This is a genomic window from Arthrobacter sp. AL12 (assembly GCF_029960645.1).
In the GTDB taxonomy this organism is placed as follows: domain Bacteria; phylum Actinomycetota; class Actinomycetes; order Actinomycetales; family Micrococcaceae; genus Arthrobacter.
Genome location: NZ_JASBQY010000012.1, coordinates 92248 through 113326 on the forward strand (window position 1 = coordinate 92248; position 21079 = coordinate 113326).

Here is a 21079-nt window from a genome sequence, read left to right on the forward strand (position 1 = left end):
GGAACAGGTGCACCCATGACTGTTGTCCGCCAGACCGCCGCTGAAACGGCTGCAGCCACCGGCCGCCGCCGCGCGTCCTTCCACCCGCTGACCGTGGACGAGGTCCGCCGGCTCACCGACGACGCGATCGAGGTGACCTTCGGCGTTCCCGCCGAACTCGCCGGGCAGTTCGATTACCTTCCGGGCCAGTACGTCGCGCTGCGCACCACCCTGCCGGATGAGAACGGCGAGCCGAAGGAAATCCGGCGCAGCTACTCGATCTGCGCCGAACCGCGGAGCTTCGCGGACGGCAGCAGCGAGATCCGGGTCGCGATCAAGCAGGACCTGGGCGGGCTGTTCTCCACCTGGGCCAACGCCGAGCTCAAGGCCGGCGACGTCATGGACGTCATGAGCCCCATGGGCGCGTTCGTGTCCAAGCACGGCCGCGACGGCAAAGAGCAAAACCTGATGAACTCGATGAACCACCCGGAGGCCATGGCCAGCGAACTCGCGGGGGAGCCCGGCTCCTTCGTCGCGATCGCCGCCGGCTCCGGCATCACCCCGGTGATCGCGATTGCCCGCACCCTGCTCGCGGCGCACCCGGAAACCCGCTTCGACCTGGTCTACGCCAACAAGGCCGCCATGGACGTGATGTTCCTCGAGGAACTCGCCGACCTGAAGGACAAGTACCCGGCCCGGCTTGCCCTGCACCACGTGCTCTCCCGCGAGCAGCGGATCGCCCCGCTGCTCAGCGGCCGGATCGACGCGGAGAAGCTGCAGGCCCTGCTGGGGACCGCCATCCACGCCGACGACGTCGACGAGTGGTTCCTGTGCGGCCCGTTCGAACTCGTCCAGCTCTGCCGGGACACCCTGGCCGAGCGCGGAGTCAACCCGGACCACGTCCGCTTCGAACTGTTCACCACCGGCAAGCCGGACCGCCCCGAGGGCAACGCCGGGCGCCCGGTGATGGTGGACGAGTCCCAGGCCACGTACAAGATCACCTTCAAGCTGGACGGCCTCCAGGGCGAGGTGGCCAGCCCCACGCACGCCCGCGAATCGATCCTCAACGCGGCCCTCCGGGTCCGCCCGGACGTGCCGTTCGCGTGCGCCGGCGGCGTCTGCGGCACCTGCCGCGCCAAGGTGGTCACCGGTGCCGTCACCATGGACGAGAACTACGCGCTGGAACAGGACGAACTGGACAAGGGCTACGTGCTCACCTGCCAGTCCCACCCCACCACGCCTGAAGTCACCGTCGACTTCGACGTCTAAACCGTCCACCGCCCGGTACCCACTCCAACGAGGAGCCCCATGATTTCCCTCTCCATCGCCGGCGGCGTCGCTGAGATCGTCCTCGACGCCCCCTACAAGCTCAACTCCCTCGACGAGCAGGCCCTCCGGGATCTGTCGAAGGCGTACGACGACGCCGCTGCCGCCGTCTCCCGCGGCGAGGTGCGGGCGCTGCTGCTCCGGGGGGAGGGCCGCGCGTTCTGCGCGGGACGGGACATCGCCGGCGTCACGCCGGAAACGGACGATGTCCAGGGGTACCTGGGCGGGCTCCTGCAGCCGCTGCTGAAGAAGATGACGGCTTTCCCTGCCCCCACGTTCGCGGCGGCCCAGGGGGCCTGCCTCGGCGTAGGGCTGGGGCTGCTGCTGGCCACGGACGTGGTGTACGTGGCGGAGAACGCCAAGTTCGGCTCCCCCTTCGCTAACCTGGGAGCCACCCTCGATTCCGGCGGCCACTGGTACTTCACCGAGCGCCTCGGCATGCACCGGACCCTGGACCTGATCTACACCGCCGAGCTCATGAGCGGCGCGGAGGCCGTGGCGCAGGGAATGTTCAGCCGGGCCATGCCCGCCGCTGAACTGCTGGAGACCACCCGCGCCATCGTGGCCAAGGCGGCCACCGGCGCCACCGGCGCGTTCAACGCCAGCAAGGAACTCGTGGCGCACATCCGGGACCAGCGGCTGGGCCTCTGGGAGTCCATGGAAGAGGAGAACGCCGAGCAGGCCCGCCTCTGCAAGACCGAGGATTACGCGGAGGGGTTTCTGGCGTTCCAGCAAAAGCGCCGGCCTATTTTCAAGGGTTAGCCGCTAGAATCCCCTCACGACTTTGGGGAAAACCATCAAAAAGGCCGTCATTCCTGCTGCCGGACTGGGAACACGGTTCCTGCCCGCCACCAAGGCAATGCCGAAGGAAATGCTGCCGGTGGTGGAGCAGCCGGCCATCGAGTACGTGGTGGAGGAGGCCGTCAAGGCAGGCCTGACCGACCTGCTGATGATCACGGGCCGCCAGAAGCGTGCCCTGGAGGACCACTTCGACCGCGCACCGAATCTGGAGCGCACCCTTGAGGACAAAGGCGACGTGGACCGCCTCGAAGCCGTCCAGCACGCTTCCTCCCTGGGGCCTCTCCACTACGTGCGCCAGGGGGACCCGAAGTGACTGGGCCATGCTGTCCTGTGCGCCCGCCAGCACGTTGGCAACGAGCCCTTCGCCGTACTGCTGGGCGATGACCTGATCGACGAGCGCGACGAGCTCCTCAGCACCATGATCGAGGTGCAGGCCCGGACGGGCGGCTCCGTCATCGCCCTGATCGAGGTGGATCCTGCCGAGATCAGCGCCTACGGCTGCGCCGATGTTTCAGCCGTCGACTGCGAGGGCCACGTGCGCGTCAACCGGCTCGTGGAAAAACCGTCGATCGCCGACGCCCCCTCGAACCTGGCCGTCATCGGACGGTACGTACTCAACCCCGCGGTCTTCGACGTCCTGGAGGAAACAGAGCCGGGCCGCGGCGGCGAAATCCAGCTCACCGATGCCCTGCAGACCCTCGCCACCTCTGATTGCGAGGGCGGCGGCGTGTATGGCGTGGTGTTCAAGGGCCGCCGCTATGACACGGGAGACAAGCTGAATTATTTGAAGGCTGTTATCTCCATCGCGTCGGAACGGGTGGAGTTCCCTACGTGATGCTCCTATAGTTGTCAACTCATATCTTTGACAGGGTTTTGTTCGGCCAGCCAGGTCCTGTATTCGTGGGCGAGGGCGTCATCGCGGCTGAGTCCTCGTTCGATGCGGGAAAGGGTGCCCGGCCAGGTGCCGAAGTGACCACTGGCGGTTTGGAGGGTGATTCCAAGCTGCTGTCGCGTGGGGCGTAAGTCGGTGATGACCGGCGCGGGCCGGGGGTTTGTCAGCTGGTTGTAGATTTCCCGGGAGACGTAGCGTTTGAGGCAGCGCATGATCTCTTTCTTGGTCTTGCCTTCTTCGGTTCGCCGGGCAATATAGTCCTTTGTGCGCTGGTCGCTGGCCATGCGGGAAACGACCACGTGGTGGATTGCGGCTTTGGCTGCTCTGTCGCCGCCGTGGCTGAGCCGGTGCCGGGTGGTCTTCCCTGAAGAGGCGGGGATGGGGGCGGTGCCGGTCAGAGCAGCGAACTGGGCTTCGTTGCCGATGCGTTCCGGGTTGTCTCCCATGGTGACCAGGAGTTGGCTGGCGACCTCGGTTCCGACGCCGGGAAGGTCGCAGAGCATGGGGGCGTGGAGTGCCAGTATTTCGGCCAGCTGGTCATCGGCCTGGGTGATTTCGCGGTCCAGACTCCGATAGCGGGTTGCCAGGTTCTTCAACACCATGGCGGTGGCGTATTCCGGGTCCGTGAGGGTTCCTGCCGGGCGTGAGTGTTCCAAAGCAGGGACGAGCTGCGTGGTGCTCATCCCGCGGTATTTGCTGCGGACCGGTTCCGGGGCCGAGACCAGAATGCCCTTGATCTGGTTGACCGCAATGGTGCGGGCTTTCATCGCCGAGACTCTGGCAGCCCGCAGTACTCTGAGGCATTCGACGGGTCCGTTTTTGCCTTTCGGGGTGGACGTTCCCCGGCCGGCCAGTACTGATTCCGCGGCCTGGTAGGCGTCGAGCGGGTCGGATTTGCCGCGCAGCCGGCGGGCCTGCCGGTTGGGCCGGTTGATTTCCTGCACCGTCAATCCCTCGTTGGCCAGAACCCGGCCCAGCTCAGCGCCGTAGCTGCCGGTTCCCTCGACCCCGACGCCGATTACTGGCCCGAATTGCGTGATGAAGTCACAGATCTTCCGGTAGCCGGATCCGACCGCGAGGAACTCCTGGTCGGCAATGTGCTTGCCGTGCTCGCTGATAATGGCGACGTGATGGGTATCGGCGTGAGTATCGACGCCGGCGATGACTTTCAATGGATCGTTTGCCATGATGAAATTGCCTGCCTTTGCATCGCATGCGTAATTGACGGGCACGTTGGCCAGGTGGGCAGACAAGACGGCAATGGGACTGTTAGCTTCAGGCTCCTATAAAGTCATGTCCGCCTGGTCAGCGCACTTCCTGCAGTCTTGAACCGGTGGACAGATCACGTAGTAGACAGCCCCTTGGGGCGTCAGTCAGGCGGGGGGTCACACCGCTTCAAGACCATTATCATCATTGCCGTCAGGCTGGAACGGTGCCAAGGGCTCATAGCAAGTCCGTTTAATCGCGTGGGGCGAGAACCAGGAATCCAGTAATCATGTCCAGTCCAGTTTTGAGTGCCGTAGGCCAAAATGGTCCTATGAACAGTCCCGGACCGCGATCTGGTGGGCCGACCCCTCGCCGGTCGTTCACCCCAGTGCAGAAGCTTGACTATTTGGCCTCGTACGAGGCCGCCATCGAGTCCAATGAAGGCGGCGCGTTCCTGCGCCGCGAGGGCCTGTATTCCTCCCAGATGACTGAATGGCGCCGGCTCCGTGACGCCGGCGTCCTGGCGGGCAAGAAGCCCGGGGAGTCAATCGGGAAACTGTCGGCGGACCAGGCTGAGATCGCGCGTTTGCGCCGCCAGCTGGGGGTGAGTGAGAGCCGGTTGAAAAGATCCGAGGCAGCCCTGGGAATCATGGAAAAACTCTCGGCGTTCTTAGAGAACGCTATTCAGGAATCACCGGACGAGCCGAAGTCCAAGAAGAGCTGATGGCCGCCTACCAAAGCCTGCGCCAACAACAGGTCCCCACCCGGCGGGCGGCCTCCCTGACCCGGGTCTCACGCACCACGGTTTACCGGAAACCGGCCCCGCCGCGGGACCAGACACCGACGGCGCCGCAGAACAAGCTCAGCGCCGCCGAACGCGCCGGGATTCTGGCGGCGTTGAACGCCCCGGAGTTCGTGGATCTGGCACCCATGCAGGTCTATGCGAAGCTCCTGGATCAGGGAATCTACCTGGGGTCGTTGTCAACGTTTTACCGGGTGTTGGAGGAGAACAAACAGGTCAAGGAACGCCGACGGCTGGCCAAGCATCCGCCCCGGGCGGTTCCTGAACTCGTCGCCACCGCCCCGGGACAGGTGTTCACGTGGGATATTACAAAGCTCGCGGGCCCGGTCAAGGGCAAGTATTTCGACTGCTACATGATGGTCGATATCCATTCCAGATTTATTGTCGGCGCGCACGTCCACGCCACCGAATCCGGGACGCTGGCGGTGGAGATGATGAAGGGAATCTTCGGGATCCATGGCATCCCGCGGGTTGTTCACGCGGACCGGGGAACGTCCATGACGTCCAAGACAGTGGCGGCGCTCCTCTCGGATCTGGAGGTCACCCGGTCCCACCCCAGGCCCCGGGTGAGCAATGACAATCCCTACAGTGAAGCGCTGTTCAAGACCCTGAAATACGGGCCGGAATTCCCTGAACGGTTCGCCTCCGTCCACGACGCCCGTGCATTCATCAGTGGCTTCGTGGACTGGTACAACCATCACCACCACCACTCCGGGCTCGGCTTCCACACGCCCGCGAACGTCCACTACGGCCACGCCGCCGCCGTGGCCAAAGAACGCTCGGCAACCCTCGCTGCCGCCCGCGCGAGACACCCCGAACGCTTCACCACCAGCACCGACCCCAGAATCCTCGCGCTCCCCGGACCCGCGTGGATCAACCAGCCCAAGGAGACCACCGAAAAGTCAGCCGCCTAACTCCCGTTGGTACCGTCCAGCTTGAAAAATTCCGGTTCGGCGAGGAGCTGAAGGCCTGGATGAAGGCCTTCGTCAGGTAGCGGCTGCGGCGATCCGGGGGCGACGGACGAAGGCCACCAGGCTGAACCCCAGCAGGCAGCCGGCAGTGTTGGTGGCGAGGTCCAGTGCGCTGGGGTACCGGCTGTGAAGAAAGAGCAGCTGGCCGAGCTCCATGAAGCCTGAGACCAGCAGCCCGAAGCCGCCGATCTGCCACCAGGGCTTCGTCGGGAAGGCTAATGCCGCCAGGAAGCCGAGGGGCACAAAGAGGGCCACATTGGCAGTGGCTTCAACGAATCCGTAGCCAATCCATGGCGGAACACCAAGAGCGTGGATCAAGAACAGAAATACAGCCAATTGTCCCTGCACCGGCTGGTCCACTGGACTGGGCCAGAAGCCAACCAGGGCCAGGACGGCCAGGAAGCCAGTCAGGACACCGCGCCAAGTCGTGGGTGTTGCCGTGGCTTTCATGTGCTCCTAAAGAAGCTGTCAACGCAAAAGGGTGGTGGTCTCCAGTATCCCGGAGACCACCACCCTTTTGGTGCGTCTTAGCTGTTGCTAGACGGTGACGTCGGCCTTCGCGCGGCGGCGAACCACCACAACGGAGGTAACGCCGGCAGCCAGCGCGCCTGCGCCGACCAGCGACCAGATCATAAGGTTGGCATCTGCACCGGTGTTGGCAAGTGCGGCTCCGTTAGCCTTGTTCGGGAGGCTTGCACCTACTGCGGCGCCTTGCACAGTGACGGTGGAGGTGGCGGTAATTCCCGACTCCAGACCCGTCGCGGTGAGGGAGTAGACGCCGGTGTCGCTGATGGTGACCGGAAAGGTGAAGGCGCCCTGGGCGTCTGCCTTGGAGGAGAATTCCTGTGGTGCCAACGGCAGCGTGATCTTGCCGGAGACGCTCATGCCACGGCCGTTGACGCTGGCGCCGGTTGATGCTGGCCGGCCGCCGGGCGTAACGGTGATGGAGAGACCTTCGCCGGCCCGGAAGCCGTTGCCGCGGAAGACGAACTGCTCGCCCGGGCCAACCGTGCCGTCAGAAACGGCAGAGTTTGCGGGCGGAGCCGGATACGGAGCGGTGGTTGCCATGGCCGGAACTGCGCCGATGAGTGCGATGGAGCCGGCGAGTGTGAGCGCCGCAAGTGTTTTCTTCATGTGTCCCCCTGAGACCTTTATATACGAGTGTCACGCGATGTGGAGATTTCTGGCCCCCCAGCGGCCGCCAGCTGAAATCTCATTAGTTAAGTCCCTGCTGACGATAGCACTGATAACGCGAGTGACCAAAGTGACTTAAGTTGTTTTACATACCGTTAACTTGGCGTTTACTTTCACTAATTGCAGGCTGCATTCTCGGTGGCCAAGACGACGTCTTTGACAGGCTGGACGGATGGCGTGACAACCAAGTTAGGTTCCGCGTGCTGAACGATCTTGCCGAAAGTCAGCTCCACTGTACTGCTCTGGCCCGGTGCCAGCGTGACGGTCACAGTTCCCACAGGCCTATTGGCATGTCGTTGGGCTGCGAAGTCTGACTTTTGCCCATTTACATGCGCTGTTTCCACGTTGGCCTGGACCGGGCCATAAGCGATGACGTTGGTCTGGACAGAACCTGCCGGTACGCCGTGAACTCCACCGCCTGTGACGTAAGCCGGCAATGCGGAGGCAGCATCCAGCGGGGCTACATTCGTGCTGGTGACCTTTACCTTTACTTCAGAATAGTCATCTCCGGTGCATGACCCCACCAGCTGGACTGTGCGTTTGACGTAGTAATCCATCTTGGCGCCCGTGCCATCGTTGAAGTAAACGCCAAATTGTGCGGGCGGCACACTCGGACCTGCGATCGAACCGCTGACTGGGTAGAGGGCTATGAGTGATTGTTCGTCACTTTTAGCTGACCAAAGGAGTATCCGGTGCTCGTCAACGCCCCTAATGAGGCCATCGAGGAGGTCCTTGGTGCCGCCCTTCCCTGCCGATACGGCGCTGAAGATTTCTTGGGCAACGAGGGAGAAGTAAGCATCCTGCAGATGAGGCTCTGCGATCTCGGCGTAAACATCTGAAAGCAAAGTTGGAACTACGTTGGTTGCCGTAAGCTCTGTCGGGAGGCCGACCCGGCGAGGTCGAGTGTCAAGGGCAGGCAGGCTTACCGGCCCCGTCGCTTCAAGGATGTAACTAAGCGCCACCGGATCAATGGAAATAACCCCATCCACATGTTCATCCGTCCTAGTAGCCCACATGCTCTCAGCGGTGCTAGCCGATGTTGGAAAGTCGGGTGTCAGATTGACATCCTGCATGTACTTGCCAAGCCTGCGCGTGTAAACCTGCTCCTGCTCCGAATCAACGGGCATTCCCGGCGAAAAAATGCCCATTTCAGTTGCGGATGTTTGCTTGTCGAGCGACAACTTGCCTTTGTCTACAGTCAAAACAGCGAGAGCTCCCGGTATGCCGCCAGTGGTTCGGGCCTCTGCATTATTCTGAATCAGAAGCAGGTACCGGCGTGGGCTATCCGCGCCCATCATGTCTGGCACCAAATTGGCTGTATTGGCTACTGTACCTAGGGTGTCGGTCGCGGACGAGAGCTGTTCGCGGGCCAGAACTAATGGACCGGATACCTGAGGCAGCAGGCCAGTTTCGTCAATGTTATTCAGACGTTCCGAAGAGGTGCGTAGTGCATGCGCTGTAGAGTTGAGTTGCGCCCCCGCTGACGCCATCCCCATGAGGTCTACACCAGCATCGCTGGGGAGCAGTGACTTCCAATCCAATGATTGATATGTGGTCACCAGAGGCGCCACCCCGAGGCCGATAACGTCCTCTGCAGACATGGCAACTTCACTAGCTGCCTGGAAGTTTGCTCCGAGCCAAGGAACGGCGGTGGCTGCAATCCATAATGGGTCCTTGGTGACCCGCCGTGCAGCGGATGTATGCACTTTTAGTTGATCCACTGTTGTCGTTGCGGCGAGGGGATCATCCCCCAAGAAGTCGGCCTTGAGCTGGGGGATGAGTCCCGCCACAGCATCCATTTCCGCTTTGAACTCCGAAGCCTTGATGCCTAGCCAGGAGATTGTGCCGAGTACGATGCACGTGCCGGCAACAGCCCAAGTCACGAGCATTCGCCGTCGCTTCGGGTATTGGTTGCGGTGGGCCACAACATGTCGCAGGCGGCCCCCCGGACTAGCTTCACGTCTCGATTCACTTTTCACGGCTGCCGTTCGTCATGCATTGGTGGAGGTAACTTGTGGTTTTGTCCAAGTTCCTTTAGTAACGTTCTGTCCATTTTCTTGTTGCCTTACCCTCGGACTGACCACGGGTGTTTCAGACCGCCCCAGCGCTTGTCATCACGGCGCGGAACGTCTTCAACAGTATGATGATGTCGCCCATGAGCGACCAATTCTCTACGTAGTACAGATCCAGCCGAATACTCTCTTCCCAACTGAGGTTCGAACGTCCGCTAACCTGCCATAGACCGCTCATGCCAGGACTAACATAGAGCCGCCGGTGGGCAGCATCATCGTAGAGCGCGACTTCACCGGCACGCTGGGGGCGGGGTCCGACTAGGCTCATGCTGCCTACAAAAACGTTCACCAGTTGCGGGAGTTCGTCAAGCGAAAACTTTCGGAGGACTCCCCCTAGTCGGGTAATTCGGGGGTCGTTTTCCACTTTGAACAGAGGCTCATCCCCTTTGCCCTGAGCGTCTAAAAGCGCCTGCAGACCAACGTCGGCATCGGCAGTCATGGATCGAAACTTCAGCATACTGAAAGTGGTTCCGCGGAGTCCGATGCGTTCCTGTTTGTAGAAGATTGGTCCGGGGCTGGTTAGCTTGACTAATCCGGCTACCGCTAGGAAAACCGGGGCCAGCAGCACGAGTAAAAGACCGGCACCAATTACGTCGAACGTACGCTTGGCGACCTTTTTCCCCCCGGTAAGTTTTGGGGTCGAAACGTGGATTAGGGGCAGTCCGGCAACTGGCTGCGTATGAATTCGTGGACCAGCGATGTCAGTGAGCGCCGGCGCTAGAATCATTCCAACATCTCGCGCGGCCAGCTCCCATCCGAGTCTTCTCAGGTCGTGCGGTGTCAGCAAAGCCCCTGCCGACACAGCGACAGCGTCAACATTCGCAAGCTCAATGGCTGCCATGATGGCTGTGAAGTCCGTTGCCACACCGGTCACGGGAACCGACAAGTTCGATCGGGCGGCAGACTCCAGGCTGGCGCCGGGCAAATGCGCGGCCACGGGAAAGTAGCCAGCAGCCGGTTCGCGCTGCAGCGATCGAACCAGATGGTCCGCGGAATCGGGTCCGCCAATTATCAAAACCCGCGAATTGCTCCGCCCAAGTCTTCTGTCGAGGCTCAGATGTTGACGGAGCAACCAACGGGCGGCAAGCAAGCCAATGACTCCCGCGGGAAATGCGAGACCGACAAAACCTCTGGCTGTGTCCATCCGAAGTGCGTACGAGACTACCGCCACGAAACCGAATAGCCATGCCGAAGATGCCAGCACTCGTTTGTATTCTTCTGACCCGGATCCCAGCATCCGGCTGTCACGACTGCCCCAGATTCCCAGCATGATCCACCAGGCCAAGCCGAGGAAAATGGCAAATGTTTGATAGCTCACATCGCTAGCATCGACAATCGGGGTAGCGCTATTCCCGAATCTAACGAAGTACGCGCCCGCTGTTGCCCAAATCACAACAGTGGCATCGACGACCAGAAGTCGACGGGCATAAGTGACCTGCCACGCTCTAGTTGTGACCTTCATACGTCCCCCGATTTTTAGCTGCCGACATTGTGCCAGCCCAATCATAGATGTTGCTGGGGCCCGCCGGAGCAGGTGTCATCCGCAAGATATCAGTGAGACGACTCGCAACCGGAACAGCTCAACTTGTCCTGTTAGTCTGGGTTCATGCAGCGCCGGCGCCGCACTTTCTAAGGGAACTGCTGATACCGGCATGGCCCATATATCGGCGCCCCATCCTTTTTCAGTTTTGGAGGCTCGACCGTGCCCGACCCACAGGCTCCAGGAGCCGTTGTACAAGGATCGCTCAATGGCGTTAAGCCCCGAAGGAGGCTACTTATCCTCACGCCGTATTCGCCGAAGACGTTGCACGGGCACGCAGCGGACGACTTGGGTAAACACCTTGTAGAGACCTTGTCGGAGGAATTCGACCTCCACGTTTATGCACCCGACCAAGTAGAGTCCTCCAGCTCGACGGTAGCCGGCGGCCTCATCACCTATCACGCGGGAAGCGCACCACGTCCTTCGTTCTCAAGGCATCTCGGTGTCTTTCCTGCTGGGCTGCGGAAGGACTGGTCACGCGACAACACGCGCGAAGCTATGGCAGTACTGGACCGGGTTGGTCCAGACCTCGTTCACGTAGAGTATTTGCAGCCGGTGGAGGCACTCCGGCGCCAGACTTCGCTGCCTTGGTCGCTGACCTTGCATGACATAACCTCCCGCGTATTCGCACAGCGCGCTGCTCGATCAAAAGGGGTCGAGAGACCGTATCGATGGATAGAGCACTTGCGTGCTCTCCACTTGGAGAAGGCTGTAGTGCGGAAAGCGAACCGCATCTTCACACTGTCTTCCCGGGATGCGTCGTGGGTCAGGAGCAAGTCACCGGACCGATCGGTAACGCATGTGAAGATCGGGATAGAAATCTCGGAGGAGCCCTGGTCCGCCGGTGACTGTGATTCAAGTGTTTTTGTGTTCGCAGGGGCCATGTGGCGGGATTCCAACTCCGCTGTGGCGGTCTACCTGGCCCACGAGGTGATGCCCCTCGTTTGGAAGACGCTCCCAAAAGCCGTCTTGAGGATCGTCGGCGCGCGACCGTCACCTGTAGTCGTGGAACTCGGACAAGACCCCAGAATCCAGATCGTTGGTCTAGTTCCCAGTATTGAATCGGAGTACCTAGGGGCGGTTGCTGTACTGGCTCCGACTCTCGTTGACGCCGGCGTGCTCTTGAAGGCTCTGCGTGCCTTGGCTTGCGGTTCGCCCCTCATCCTGAATTCCGCAGCAGCCGATCCGCTTGAAGTGACCGATGACGTGCATTGTTACATTCGAGATACACCAGAGTCCTTTGCTGAGAAAATGATTCAGATATCGAGGGACCCCCAGATGGCGGAAGAACTGGCTGCCAGCGGTCGCGGCTTCGTAAGAACGGAGTTCTCGTGGAGGCGCTATGGCCAGATCATGACTTCAGGGATAGGTGGATAGAGTGCCTCACGTAAGTGGAATAATCGTTGCGTATAATTCGGAAGACCTCATCGTAGAGTGCGTGGAAGCTGCGTTGGCATCTGGTATCTCCAGTCTCTACGTCTGGGAGAATTCGTCCAGCGGAAAAAGTATTGAGGCTTTGACCGCGGTTCAGGATAAGCGCCTAGTAGTGCTTTCAGACGGGACCAATCATGGCTTCGGTGGCGGGATCAACCGAGTCCTGCAAGAGGGTGTCGAAGGCGAATTATTACTCCTCATTAACCCCGACTGCTTTGTTACGACAGAGGTGGTGGACTGCCTCACGTCCGTCTTCACCGATCCCATGGCTGGAGTCGCTGCGCCCCTCATGAAATATAGGAACGGCGAGTCTGGGATTGCCGGTGGGCCATTCCCCAGCCTACTGAAAGAAGTTCTCGCTAAGTTTCAAGTAGATAGATTTATGCCTCAGAAACTGAAGCGCCGTCTCCTCGGTTTGTTCCGTTCCAGCCAGAACGGAATGTCCATAGCAGATTCATTGATTCCCGGACATCCAATAACCGTCGACTGGGTATCTGGATTCTGCATGATGCTCAGAGTCGACCTGATGGAGACTCTGCGCGGGTTCGATGAGGACTACTTTTTGTACTTTGAAGATGTCGATATATGCCGGCGGGCGCGCGCCCAGGGATATAACGTCATACTCGCGAGAAACACCTCCGCATTGCATCTGGAGAGCACGAGTACGACGGCTGCAGGCAAGTCGAGCCACTACTATGCCGGATACTCGGTGTATTTACGAAAACATGGCACGAGCCGCCAAATATTGATGGCGAAATCGTTAGGATTGCTAAAGTGAAGATATTGGTGGTCGTTCCTTGGGCTCCAAGTGTGACACGTCCGAGAAGCTTGGGACTTATAAAGCACTTGGCCGAAAATAACGAAGTGGTTGTAGTTGGCGCCGGTTGGAGCGAGACTGAGATCGAAGAACTTTTAGAACTTCCGGTCAGCCGCGTCGTGCCGGTGAGACTGCGGAAGATATCGGCCTATTTTAGATGCATTCTGGGCCTGGTGCTTGGGCGTTCACTTCAACAATCATATGTTGATGCAAATAAATTTCGGCGTGTAATTCGGCGTGAGCTAGCTGCGTTCCAGCCGGACCTGGGATATTTGAACGTGATAAGAACCGCCCAGTTTGTCAATGAATTTGAGAATGTTCCGACTGTCATCGATCTTGATGAGTTCCGAAGCGCCTACTATGATCTTCTGTCGATAACCAGCAGGAATCCGGTCTGGAGAATGATTGCCAAGATTGAGGCTCGAAGAATGCGCCGAGCCGAGGTGAAAGTCCTCGAAGCGTTCGATGGAATCCTTGTTTCTTCGCCGAACGACCTGGTCGATGGTCACTACAATGTCAGTCTTGTACGGAGCCCGCATGCGCTCAGCGGCGTTTCCCCACCAACTCCTGAAGCGCGAATCGCTGGCTCAATCATCTTTGTTGGGCGACAAAGCTATCGCGCAAATTCCGAGGCGGTCAGTTGGTTCGTCCGACAAGTTTTCCCACGAGTCGTGGAGCATATCCCGGGTGCTCACTTGACAATTGTCGGCGATGCACCTTCTCGTTCGATTATGCAGATGGCTGGCCCGCAGATTTCCGTGACTGGTCGAGTGGAGAGTCTAACCGGATACTACTCCACGGCTTCCGTATCGATAATCCCCATTCGGATGGCAACCGGCGTGCAGATGAAACTCATAGAGTCTATGGCGCTGGGGGCTCCCGTCGTGGCAACCCCGATAGTTGTGCAGGGAGCTGGTGTTACGGAGGCTCATTGTATGGTCGCTGACACTGCTGATGAATGGGTGAGCAGCGTCGTGGAAGTACTCCTAGACAGTCAGAAGGGACTTGCGCTCGCTAAGGAAGCTGCTCGATGGGCGAGCAGCACCTATTCTCCTGAGGCAATTGGAGCTTCTCTGGACCTAGCCCTTGCCGAGCTCCGTATGCCTGATCAACAAAGGAACATGGCCCAGTGAGACTGGCGCCAGACCTGACGGCCAGCAGTCAGAGACTTAGGGTGGAGAGTTGAACCTGGGGTCAGCCGCCGCTCGCGGGGGCGTGGTCACGATCGGTCTTCAGGCCACGCGCTTCATCATTCAGTTCTCAGGACTAGTAGTTTTGGGCCGGTTGCTTGCACCCGCAGATTTTGGGCTCGTTGCCATGGTCACTGCGATTATCGGCATTGGGGATATTATCCGCGAATTCGGATTGGTCCCCGCCGCCATTCAATCGAGCAGTATGTCCAAGGGACAGCGAACGAACCTATTTTGGTTTGGAGCAGGGCTCGGCATTCTAGTAGCCCTACTTTGTTGTCTCGCTTCTCAGTTCATTTCCTTAATTTATCAGGATAATCGACTCATTGAGATAACACTGGTTTTGTCTCTAACATTTGTCTTCAATGGGTTCCAAACCCAATTTCAGGCTGGACTCGCGCGTGAAATGAAGTTTGTCGCACTATCTCTGACGGATGTATTTGCGCAGATCGTAGGATTAGGCCTCGGTGTAGGTGCAGCCATTGCAGGTTTCGGCTATTGGGCAATTGTTGTTCAGCTCGTCGCGCAGTCAGCATCCCTTTTGATTTTCAGGATTATTGTCGCAGGATGGACGCCAGGACTTCCAGTCCGAAATGCCAGCATTCGTTCTTTTTTGAAATATGGTCAGAGTCTAGTTCTTACTCAGAGTCTTGTTTACGTCACGAGTAATGTCGATTCATTGCTCGTGGGTTCAAAATTCGGGGCCGAGCAGTTAGGTTTCTATAATCGGGGCTTTCAAATCTTAATGATGCCGCTGAATCAGATTCTTACGCCGTTGACATCAGTGGCGCTGCCCGTACTGTCTCAGTTGAAAGATGAATCTGGCCGCTTCAATTCTTATCTCCAGCGTGCCCAATTAATGGTGGCCTACCCGGCAGTTATATTGTTCAGCATGATGGCTGCGTGCGCCCAACCTCTTATTCGCATCGTTTTTGGGGAGCAATGGCTACCCAGTGCCGCAATCTTTCAAGTCTTGGCCATCGCCGGCGCTTTTCAGGCTGTTGGGTATATTGGTTACTGGGTATTCCTGTCAAAGGGGCTGACCGGTTCGCACTTAAGATTCTCATTGATTTCGCGCTCCATCCTGCTCGCGGCCATTGTGTGTGGCAGCAATTGGGGTCCGGTAGGCATCGCAGCGGCCTACAGTCTGGGAACAGTGCTGAACTGGCCCCTGGCCCTGCTATGGTTGCGGCGCGCGGCCGATTTGAACATAGGCCCTCTGGCGTACGGCGGAATCCGGGCAATCATCCTTGGCCTTACGTGTGCCGGCGTCTCTACCGCAGTGGCCCGCGCGGCTGGTAATCAAGCAGATATTGCGGTGGTCTTAATCGTCACGTTGACATCTTTAGTTGTCATAGGACTTTTGTCAGTGATTGTGCGACCGTATCGCAAAGACATGGCGGCCATAGTTGCTACGGCCAAACTAGTCGTCGCTCCGCGAGTGGCGGCCAAGAGAAGTGTAGGAGATAGAACATAGTGACTCCCTTGAGGCTATTTTGGTGGGCCCCCGGTAGGAACCTTCGGCTGGCCTGGCCAGAGGCGAAAACCAACCCCGGTGTCTGGATTCGACTCGGACTTCGTACAGGAAGAATAGCCACCAACTTCGGCGACGAACTTTCCAGCCATGTTGTCGAAGCCGTCACGCGTCGACAGGTTCAGTGGGCGGAACCTCGGTCGGCTGAGCTTGTGGCAATAGGCTCGGTCCTCGGTCTTTATGCAGCTATGGGCAGCGGAGCTGCTGTCTGGGGAACCGGAATTAGGGAGCCAATTAGTCCGGGCGAAGCAGAGTTGCTCAAGGGGCGTCTGGGGCCAATACTCGCTGTCCGCGGAAACCACACGAGAGATGCCTTGGGCTTGCCCTCTTCGACGGCGCTCGGTGATGCGGGCATGTTGGCGCCGATGTTTGCGTCTCGATCGACTCTGCGGAAGAAGGGTGTACTGGCGATCCCGCACTTTCGGGCTTGGTCAAGCAGATCGGGTCGCGAGACTGTTAAGCAGCTGACGAAGGTTGATATAGACATTGCCGAGCCGACGTTACATCCCAGGGCCATGATCGAACGCATTTCTAATTCAAGCCTTGTACTCACATCTAGCCTTCACGGCCTCATTCTGGGCCATTCCTTGGGGGTACCAACACAATTGGTTTCCTGGGACGGCGAGGCGGACCAGGAACCAGACTTCAAATATGCAGACTATTTCTCGAGCGTGGGGCACGAGGTATCTAGACTTCCGATCCAGCTTGCACTGGAAGAGTCGAAAATAAATGAGATTCACCAAAACTGTGAAGGGTTGGTGAAAGTACTCGAGAAGAAAACGTCCACACTGGCTGAGCACCTTGTGAAAGCCATCGAAGGGTTTTAAAATTTCTTGCCTCAAGTAGCTTTAATGGCAGTCAATACCGAACTGGAATGAAACTAGATGATTGAATTACTGGTTGCACTACTGGCCTTCATCGGTCTTGGGATCGCAATTCACCTTTGGGGATTTCCGAAATTTTCAATTCTGTTGATTCTCTTTTGTGCAGCAGTTCTGCCTCGTAACTTGACTCATCAATCTGTCTACAGGCATGTTGGAATAGGCCCAGCAAGTCCAGAGCTCACCACCTATATTGTTGCCGTCGGCGCACTTCTTCTTTTCGCATTGTTTCGGCCGCGATACCGGCTTGGTCTTATGGTTTGGATCCCACTAATTGCATGGCTTGCCGCCGGGGCGGCTTTAGTCTGGACGGGTGGTGAGGTCCAGCAGTCGGGTATCCTCCAGTTGCTTCTTGCGCCTGCAGCATGGGTTATTGGTATGAATATATCTTCTGGCCTAGCGGCCGACAATGGAAGATTTTTAGTTAGGCTGATCTCATCCGTTATATTTCTACAACTTGCCGTGTGCATTCTCCAATGGCTCGGCCTCGACGTAAACCCACTCGAAGCCAACCAGGAAGCCCTCTTGGGCTCACGTTTCAACGGCACGCTAGGGCACCCCAATGATTTGGGTAAGGTTATTTTTCTCCTTCTAGCTGCAATGCTTCCGTTTGGTCGAAGAGTTGGGGGAGCCGACGCGGTCCTCTGGCGTTACGCCGTTGGTGCGGGTCTTGTCGTACTCGCCATGACGGGTGGACGTGCCGTCTCGGCTGCGGCTGTGTGCATGTTATTGATTTGGGCGCTTCTTTCTCCGGCCAGGGCCGCGAAGCGGGGCCGGAAGGCAGCGTTCGTCGGTGTGGCGCTCACGGCCGCCGCCTTCTTGTCGGGAGTTCTGTTGTCCAGATTCGACGAGGATCCTGAAGGGGGCGCTCGTTCTACTCTGACGGATGTTGCATGGGCGCAGATTTCGTCCTCTCCGTGGCTTGGAGTTGGCCCGAATTCCTATGTGGATGTCGTAGGGAGTTATGACGCACTCACGGCTTCCGGAGTGCCTGTGCATAACGCATTCCTGCTTGCCCTTGCAGAGATCGGAATCGTCGGCGCCGCGAGCCTCCTATTGCCGGTCGTGATTGGCACGCTTGTCGCGCTAAGGCGCTTTCGCCTCAATTCCGATGGTGGTGAGGCGTCGCGCGTCTACCTTGCAGCCCTCCCGGGTTTGTATCTCGTGGGGACGACTGGGTGGGGGATCTTGGGCGGCTATGTACTGCCTCTTTTTGCACTTGTATTTGGACTCCTGCATGCGTGGTCGTCACAAAGATCAAATGTCGAGGCCCTTTCGCCCATCGCTGCATAAGTTTGTGCTTCCTCAGGGGCCCTCGAAGCAATTTTTGAGTCTTAGGCCAGGATCACTCGCTTTGGCGGTGGCCGATGCCCAGTTCGGTGTCTTCCGAGCAAGATCGCTTGTCGGTGTCGGCACTCGTCAAAAGAGGGGCGGTGTCAACTCGTCTAAGCAACGTTGTCGTTGAGTAGCTTGTTGAATGCTTCCCGGGGTGTGTAGAAGCCTAGAACTTTTCGTGGGCGGTCGTTGAGTTCGTCGGCGATGGAGTCCAGGTAGGGCTGGTGACTGGTCAGCTCTGTGCCCTTGGGGAGGTACTCGCGGATGAGCCCATTGGTGGCTCTTCAAGGTTCCCGGGGAAATAGGTTCGTGTTGTAGCTAGCAGAGGACTCGTGGTCCTGCTGGGATGAGTGTTACTACGCATTCAACCTGAACAGGAACCACGAGCCTTGTTAGAGCCTACTGTGGCGGCCGAAGATGCTGCCAGCTTGATCTTCAACCTGCCTGATTACCGTGTCACCGCCACCGTCCAGCTCCCGGATGGGGCACGCTATGTCACGGTGGAGTCCATGTTTCCGCCGGGGTGCCCGAGTTGCGGGGTGATCGCTTCCCGGGTGAAGGAACGTCGTTGCCAGCAGCTGCGTGACATCCCGGTCGCCGGCGCGGTGGTGCTTCTCTGGGACAAGCGCCGCTGGTTCTGTGACGAGTACCTGTGCGAGCGGAAATCGTTCTATGAGGCCACGCCGCAGGTCCCGCGCCGGGCCCGATCGACCCGGCGGCTCCGCGAGACTGTGCTGGACGCGGTCATCACCTCGGGGCGGGCCGTGTCCGAGACTGCCGTGGCGTTCGGGGTCTCGTGGTGGCTGGTCCAGCAGGTCATCAGCCAGGCCGCTCTCCGCCTGCCCGACGTTGACCTCCTCGCACCCAGAATGCTGGGCATCGATGAGCACCGCTACCGGTCCGTGCGGTTCTTTGTTAACGCCAACCCAAAACAGGGCCATTAGTGCCATTTGAAAACAGGGCCACTTGTTGTTCGTTCTATTGTGCCGTACCGGCGGTGGGTTGGTGTTTTTTGAGTCGGTAGCTGTTGCCTTTGAGGCTGATGACGTCGGCGTGGTGGACGATCCGGTCGATCATGGCCGAGGCGATGGTCAGGTCCCCGAAGACGTCGCCCCAGCGGGCGAAGGGGAGGTTGGACGTCAGAATCATGGACGCGTGTTCGTAGCGGCTGGAGACCAGCTGGAAGAACAGGTTCGCGGCGTCCTGGTCAAACGGGATATAGCCTACTTCGTCAATTATGAGGAGCCCGTAGCGGCGTAGTTTCACCAGTTCCTGGGCGAGTTTCCCGCGGGAATGAGCCTCCTGCAGACGGGCGACCCAGCCGGTGGCGGAATCGAAGAGGACCCTGTGGCCGGCCTTGGCTGCCTTGATGCCGATGCCGACCGCGAGATGGGTTTTGCCGGTGCCGGGAGGCCCGAGCAGGACCACGTTCTTGGCTTCGGAGAGGAACACGCCGGTGCCCAGGTGGGCGATGAGGTTCCGGTCTGCGGAGGGTTGGTGGTCGAAGTTGAACTCCTCGAGGTCCTTGTGCGCCGGGAACCTCGCGGCCTTGATCCGGGTCGCCGCTCCGGAGGCTTCGCGTTCGGAGACTTCACGGGAGAGCACGGCGGCCAGGTACTCCTCGTGCGACCAGCCGGCGTCCCGGGCCTGGTCCCCGAGACGGCGGAACCCGTCGCTGATCCGTGGTGCGCGAAGAGCCCGGGCGTAGTACTCGATCTGTGACGGTGTCCCGGTCATGACGCCGTCTCCAGGACCAGGTTCGGCTGCTGGCCGAGGTCGATGCCGAAGATCTCGTCATAGGCGGCCAGATCCCGCACCTCCACAGATTCTGGCGGTTCGGGACGGCGCACCCGCTGGGTCCGGAAGTCCCGGCGCATCACCGCCGCGCGGGCCACGTGGGCCGGATCGGTCACCACCAGATGCCGGGCCCAGGCCCGGTCGTGGGTGGCGATGATGACGCCGTCATGGGTGACCCAGACAGTGTCCAGATCAGCGACGACATCCACGATCCGCCCAATGAACGACGGGTCCACGGAATAGTCGTTGGAGAACACCCGCACGTAGTAATCCCGCGGCAGCCGCACCGCGTTGCGGAACATGGTCTCCGGGCTCACCGGCGGCAGTTCCCGCATCCTCTCCCGGTCCAGCACGATCAGCTCGTCAGGACGGCCGTGACGGGACCGCGAGTACCGGTGATTGGCCTTGGGCAGCCAGTCCTCCAGCTGGCCGTTGAAATCCGCTGGTGAGCGGAACTCCCGGCCCGGCATGAAGCGTTGCCGGAAGAACCTGTTCATCCGCTCGACCATGCCCTTGGACTCCGGATCCCGCGGCGGCAGCAGCTTGATCTCCAACCCGAGGGACCCGGCGAACGCGGCCACCGGCTGGGTGGGCCGGCGCCTGCCGATGCCGGACTCGTTGTCCCACAACAGCCGCGACGGAACCGCCTGCGCGTCCTGGAGCAGAGTCCACATCCCGCCCAAAAGGTCCGGCGTCGTCCTTGAGGGCAGCATCCGTGCCTGGATGAATCCCGAGAACGCCGAAGTCATCACCAGCACCGGTGGCGTGTCGTTCTGGCCTGCACCGACGGGCAGCGGCTCGTGCGGGAACCAGAGATCGCACTGGACCTGGAACCCCGGCTCGTGGACCAGACGGTCAGCCGGGTCCGGCGGCGCATATTCAGGCCGGATCGCGGCGACCTTCGCCCGGAACAGCGACGCGGAACCGGACCAGCCCACCCGCTCCGCGAGCGTTGCGGCCGGCATCGTCGGCGTCTTTACCAACAGCTCCCGCACCCTGGGAGCAAACGCATCAAAACTCGACACTCCGGCCGCCCGCTGATACTTCGGCGCCCGGTCCGACTCCAGCGCCCGGTCAACCGTTCCGCGGGAAACCCCCACGATCCTGCCGATCTCACGCTTCGAGTGCTTGCCCGTCGAAAACAGGTGGCGTATCTCCGCCCAATCATCCAAATTGATCACCTTCCATAATGGTCGGTGGCCCTGTTTTCAGTTGGCGTTCCTGGCCCTATTTTCGGTTGGCGTTAACATTCTTCCAAGACCCCGGCACGAAGGCCTGGACCCGGTACGAGCCGTGGATGACAACCAT

The 21079-nt window shown here is 59.6% G+C and carries 17 protein-coding genes and 2 pseudogenes; 11 read left to right on the plus strand and 8 right to left on the minus strand.

Going from position 1 to position 21079, the window contains the following annotated elements:
* The first annotated feature begins 15 nt into the window (after positions 1-15).
* The 3 genes and pseudogenes from paaE (at position 16) to galU (ending at position 2941) form a co-directional block, all read left to right on the plus strand.
* On the plus strand, positions 16-1248 hold the full coding sequence (paaE, locus tag QK291_RS13630) for a 1,2-phenylacetyl-CoA epoxidase subunit PaaE (protein ID WP_282382765.1): 1233 nt from the start codon (positions 16-18) through the stop codon (positions 1246-1248).
* A gap of 39 nt (positions 1249-1287) precedes the next feature.
* On the plus strand, positions 1288-2067 hold the full coding sequence (locus QK291_RS13635) for an enoyl-CoA hydratase/isomerase family protein (RefSeq protein WP_282382767.1): 780 nt from the start codon (positions 1288-1290) through the stop codon (positions 2065-2067).
* A 22-nt stretch (positions 2068-2089) separates the two neighbouring features.
* A pseudogene (gene galU, locus QK291_RS13640) lies at positions 2090-2941 on the plus strand (UTP--glucose-1-phosphate uridylyltransferase GalU).
* 14 nt (positions 2942-2955) lie between these two features.
* Here galU and QK291_RS13645 read toward each other — a convergent pair.
* Positions 2956-4185 carry an IS110 family transposase gene (locus QK291_RS13645; RefSeq protein ID WP_282382769.1) on the minus strand — a complete coding sequence of 410 codons (1230 nt, stop codon included), beginning with the start codon at positions 4183-4185 and terminating at the stop codon, positions 2956-2958.
* Positions 4186-4535: 350 nt separating this feature from the next.
* Here QK291_RS13645 and QK291_RS13650 point away from each other — a divergent pair.
* Positions 4536-5920, plus strand: a protein-coding gene (locus QK291_RS13650; RefSeq protein ID WP_282382771.1) for an IS3 family transposase whose coding sequence is annotated in 2 segments (ribosomal slippage) — positions 4536-4854 and positions 4854-5920 — 1386 coding nt in all. Because the reading frame shifts where the segments join, the coding sequence is not laid out codon by codon here.
* 72 nt (positions 5921-5992) lie between these two features.
* On the opposite strand, the gene QK291_RS13655 is transcribed toward QK291_RS13650, so the two are convergent.
* The 4 genes from QK291_RS13655 to QK291_RS13670 all read right to left on the minus strand — a co-directional run bounded on the left by QK291_RS13655 (position 5993) and on the right by QK291_RS13670 (position 10705).
* The gene (locus tag QK291_RS13655; protein WP_282382774.1) at positions 5993-6427 is read right to left on the minus strand and encodes a VanZ family protein; all 435 of its coding nucleotides are present in this window, start codon (positions 6425-6427) and stop codon (positions 5993-5995) included.
* Between the two features lie 87 nt (positions 6428-6514).
* Positions 6515-7111 carry an LPXTG cell wall anchor domain-containing protein gene (locus QK291_RS13660; protein ID WP_282382777.1) on the minus strand — a complete coding sequence of 199 codons (597 nt, stop codon included), beginning with the start codon at positions 7109-7111 and terminating at the stop codon, positions 6515-6517.
* Positions 7112-7287: 176 nt separating this feature from the next.
* Positions 7288-9054: a DUF4012 domain-containing protein gene (locus tag QK291_RS13665; protein ID WP_282382780.1), complete on the minus strand. Its 1767-nt coding sequence runs from the start codon at positions 9052-9054 to the stop codon at positions 7288-7290.
* Positions 9055-9262: 208 nt separating this feature from the next.
* On the minus strand, positions 9263-10705 hold the full coding sequence (locus QK291_RS13670; RefSeq protein WP_282382782.1) for a sugar transferase: 1443 nt from the start codon (positions 10703-10705) through the stop codon (positions 9263-9265).
* 240 nt (positions 10706-10945) lie between these two features.
* Here QK291_RS13670 and QK291_RS13675 point away from each other — a divergent pair, with 240 nt between their 5' ends.
* From QK291_RS13675 to QK291_RS13700, 6 genes are read left to right on the plus strand one after another with little or no spacing between them, the layout of a single operon-like run.
* Positions 10946-12160 carry a glycosyltransferase family 4 protein gene (locus QK291_RS13675; RefSeq protein WP_282382785.1) on the plus strand — a complete coding sequence of 405 codons (1215 nt, stop codon included), beginning with the start codon at positions 10946-10948 and terminating at the stop codon, positions 12158-12160.
* 1 nt (position 12161) lies between these two features.
* Positions 12162-12995 carry a glycosyltransferase family 2 protein gene (locus tag QK291_RS13680; RefSeq protein ID WP_282382788.1) on the plus strand — a complete coding sequence of 278 codons (834 nt, stop codon included), beginning with the start codon at positions 12162-12164 and terminating at the stop codon, positions 12993-12995.
* Positions 12992-14167: a glycosyltransferase gene (locus tag QK291_RS13685; protein WP_282382791.1), complete on the plus strand. Its 1176-nt coding sequence runs from the start codon at positions 12992-12994 to the stop codon at positions 14165-14167. The genes QK291_RS13680 and QK291_RS13685 overlap by 4 nt, the downstream gene beginning before the upstream one ends.
* A 49-nt stretch (positions 14168-14216) precedes the next feature.
* A complete protein-coding gene (locus tag QK291_RS13690) occupies positions 14217-15701 on the plus strand; it encodes a lipopolysaccharide biosynthesis protein (protein WP_282382793.1) in 1485 nt (494 codons plus the stop codon).
* Positions 15701-16585, plus strand: a complete 885-nt coding sequence (locus QK291_RS13695; protein ID WP_282382794.1) for a polysaccharide pyruvyl transferase family protein — start codon at positions 15701-15703, stop codon at positions 16583-16585. Before QK291_RS13690 ends, QK291_RS13695 begins: the two co-directional genes overlap by 1 nt.
* A gap of 57 nt (positions 16586-16642) precedes the next feature.
* The gene (locus QK291_RS13700; RefSeq protein ID WP_282382796.1) at positions 16643-17932 is read left to right on the plus strand and encodes an O-antigen ligase family protein; all 1290 of its coding nucleotides are present in this window, start codon (positions 16643-16645) and stop codon (positions 17930-17932) included.
* Between the two features lie 152 nt (positions 17933-18084).
* Here QK291_RS13700 and QK291_RS13705 read toward each other — a convergent pair.
* Positions 18085-18252, minus strand: a pseudogene (locus QK291_RS13705) (IS30 family transposase); the annotation flags it as partial.
* A gap of 150 nt (positions 18253-18402) precedes the next feature.
* Here QK291_RS13705 and QK291_RS13710 point away from each other — a divergent pair.
* Positions 18403-18918 carry a transposase family protein gene (locus tag QK291_RS13710; RefSeq protein WP_282382799.1) on the plus strand — a complete coding sequence of 172 codons (516 nt, stop codon included), beginning with the start codon at positions 18403-18405 and terminating at the stop codon, positions 18916-18918.
* 34 nt (positions 18919-18952) lie between these two features.
* Here QK291_RS13710 and istB read toward each other — a convergent pair whose 3' ends face one another.
* Both istB and istA read right to left on the minus strand, forming a co-directional pair.
* Positions 18953-19711, minus strand: a complete 759-nt coding sequence (istB, locus tag QK291_RS13715) for an IS21-like element helper ATPase IstB (RefSeq protein WP_282382802.1) — start codon at positions 19709-19711, stop codon at positions 18953-18955.
* A complete protein-coding gene (gene istA, locus QK291_RS13720; RefSeq protein ID WP_282382804.1) occupies positions 19708-20952 on the minus strand; it encodes an IS21 family transposase in 1245 nt (414 codons plus the stop codon). The genes istB and istA overlap by 4 nt, the downstream gene beginning before the upstream one ends.
* Positions 20953-21079 lie beyond the last annotated feature (127 nt).

Coding starts and splice junctions, on each gene's coding strand:
- istB (WP_282382802.1), bottom strand. CDS start 19,711: ATGACCGGGACACCGTCACAGATCGAGTACTACGCCCGGGCTCTTCGC.
- paaE (WP_282382765.1), top strand. CDS start 16: ATGACTGTTGTCCGCCAGACCGCCGCTGAAACGGCTGCAGCCACCGGC.
- QK291_RS13670 (WP_282382782.1), bottom strand. CDS start 10,705: ATGAAGGTCACAACTAGAGCGTGGCAGGTCACTTATGCCCGTCGACTT.
- QK291_RS13635 (WP_282382767.1), top strand. CDS start 1,288: ATGATTTCCCTCTCCATCGCCGGCGGCGTCGCTGAGATCGTCCTCGAC.
- QK291_RS13655 (WP_282382774.1), bottom strand. CDS start 6,427: ATGAAAGCCACGGCAACACCCACGACTTGGCGCGGTGTCCTGACTGGC.
- QK291_RS13700 (WP_282382796.1), top strand. CDS start 16,643: ATGATTGAATTACTGGTTGCACTACTGGCCTTCATCGGTCTTGGGATC.
- QK291_RS13645 (WP_282382769.1), bottom strand. CDS start 4,185: ATGGCAAACGATCCATTGAAAGTCATCGCCGGCGTCGATACTCACGCC.
- QK291_RS13660 (WP_282382777.1), bottom strand. CDS start 7,111: ATGAAGAAAACACTTGCGGCGCTCACACTCGCCGGCTCCATCGCACTC.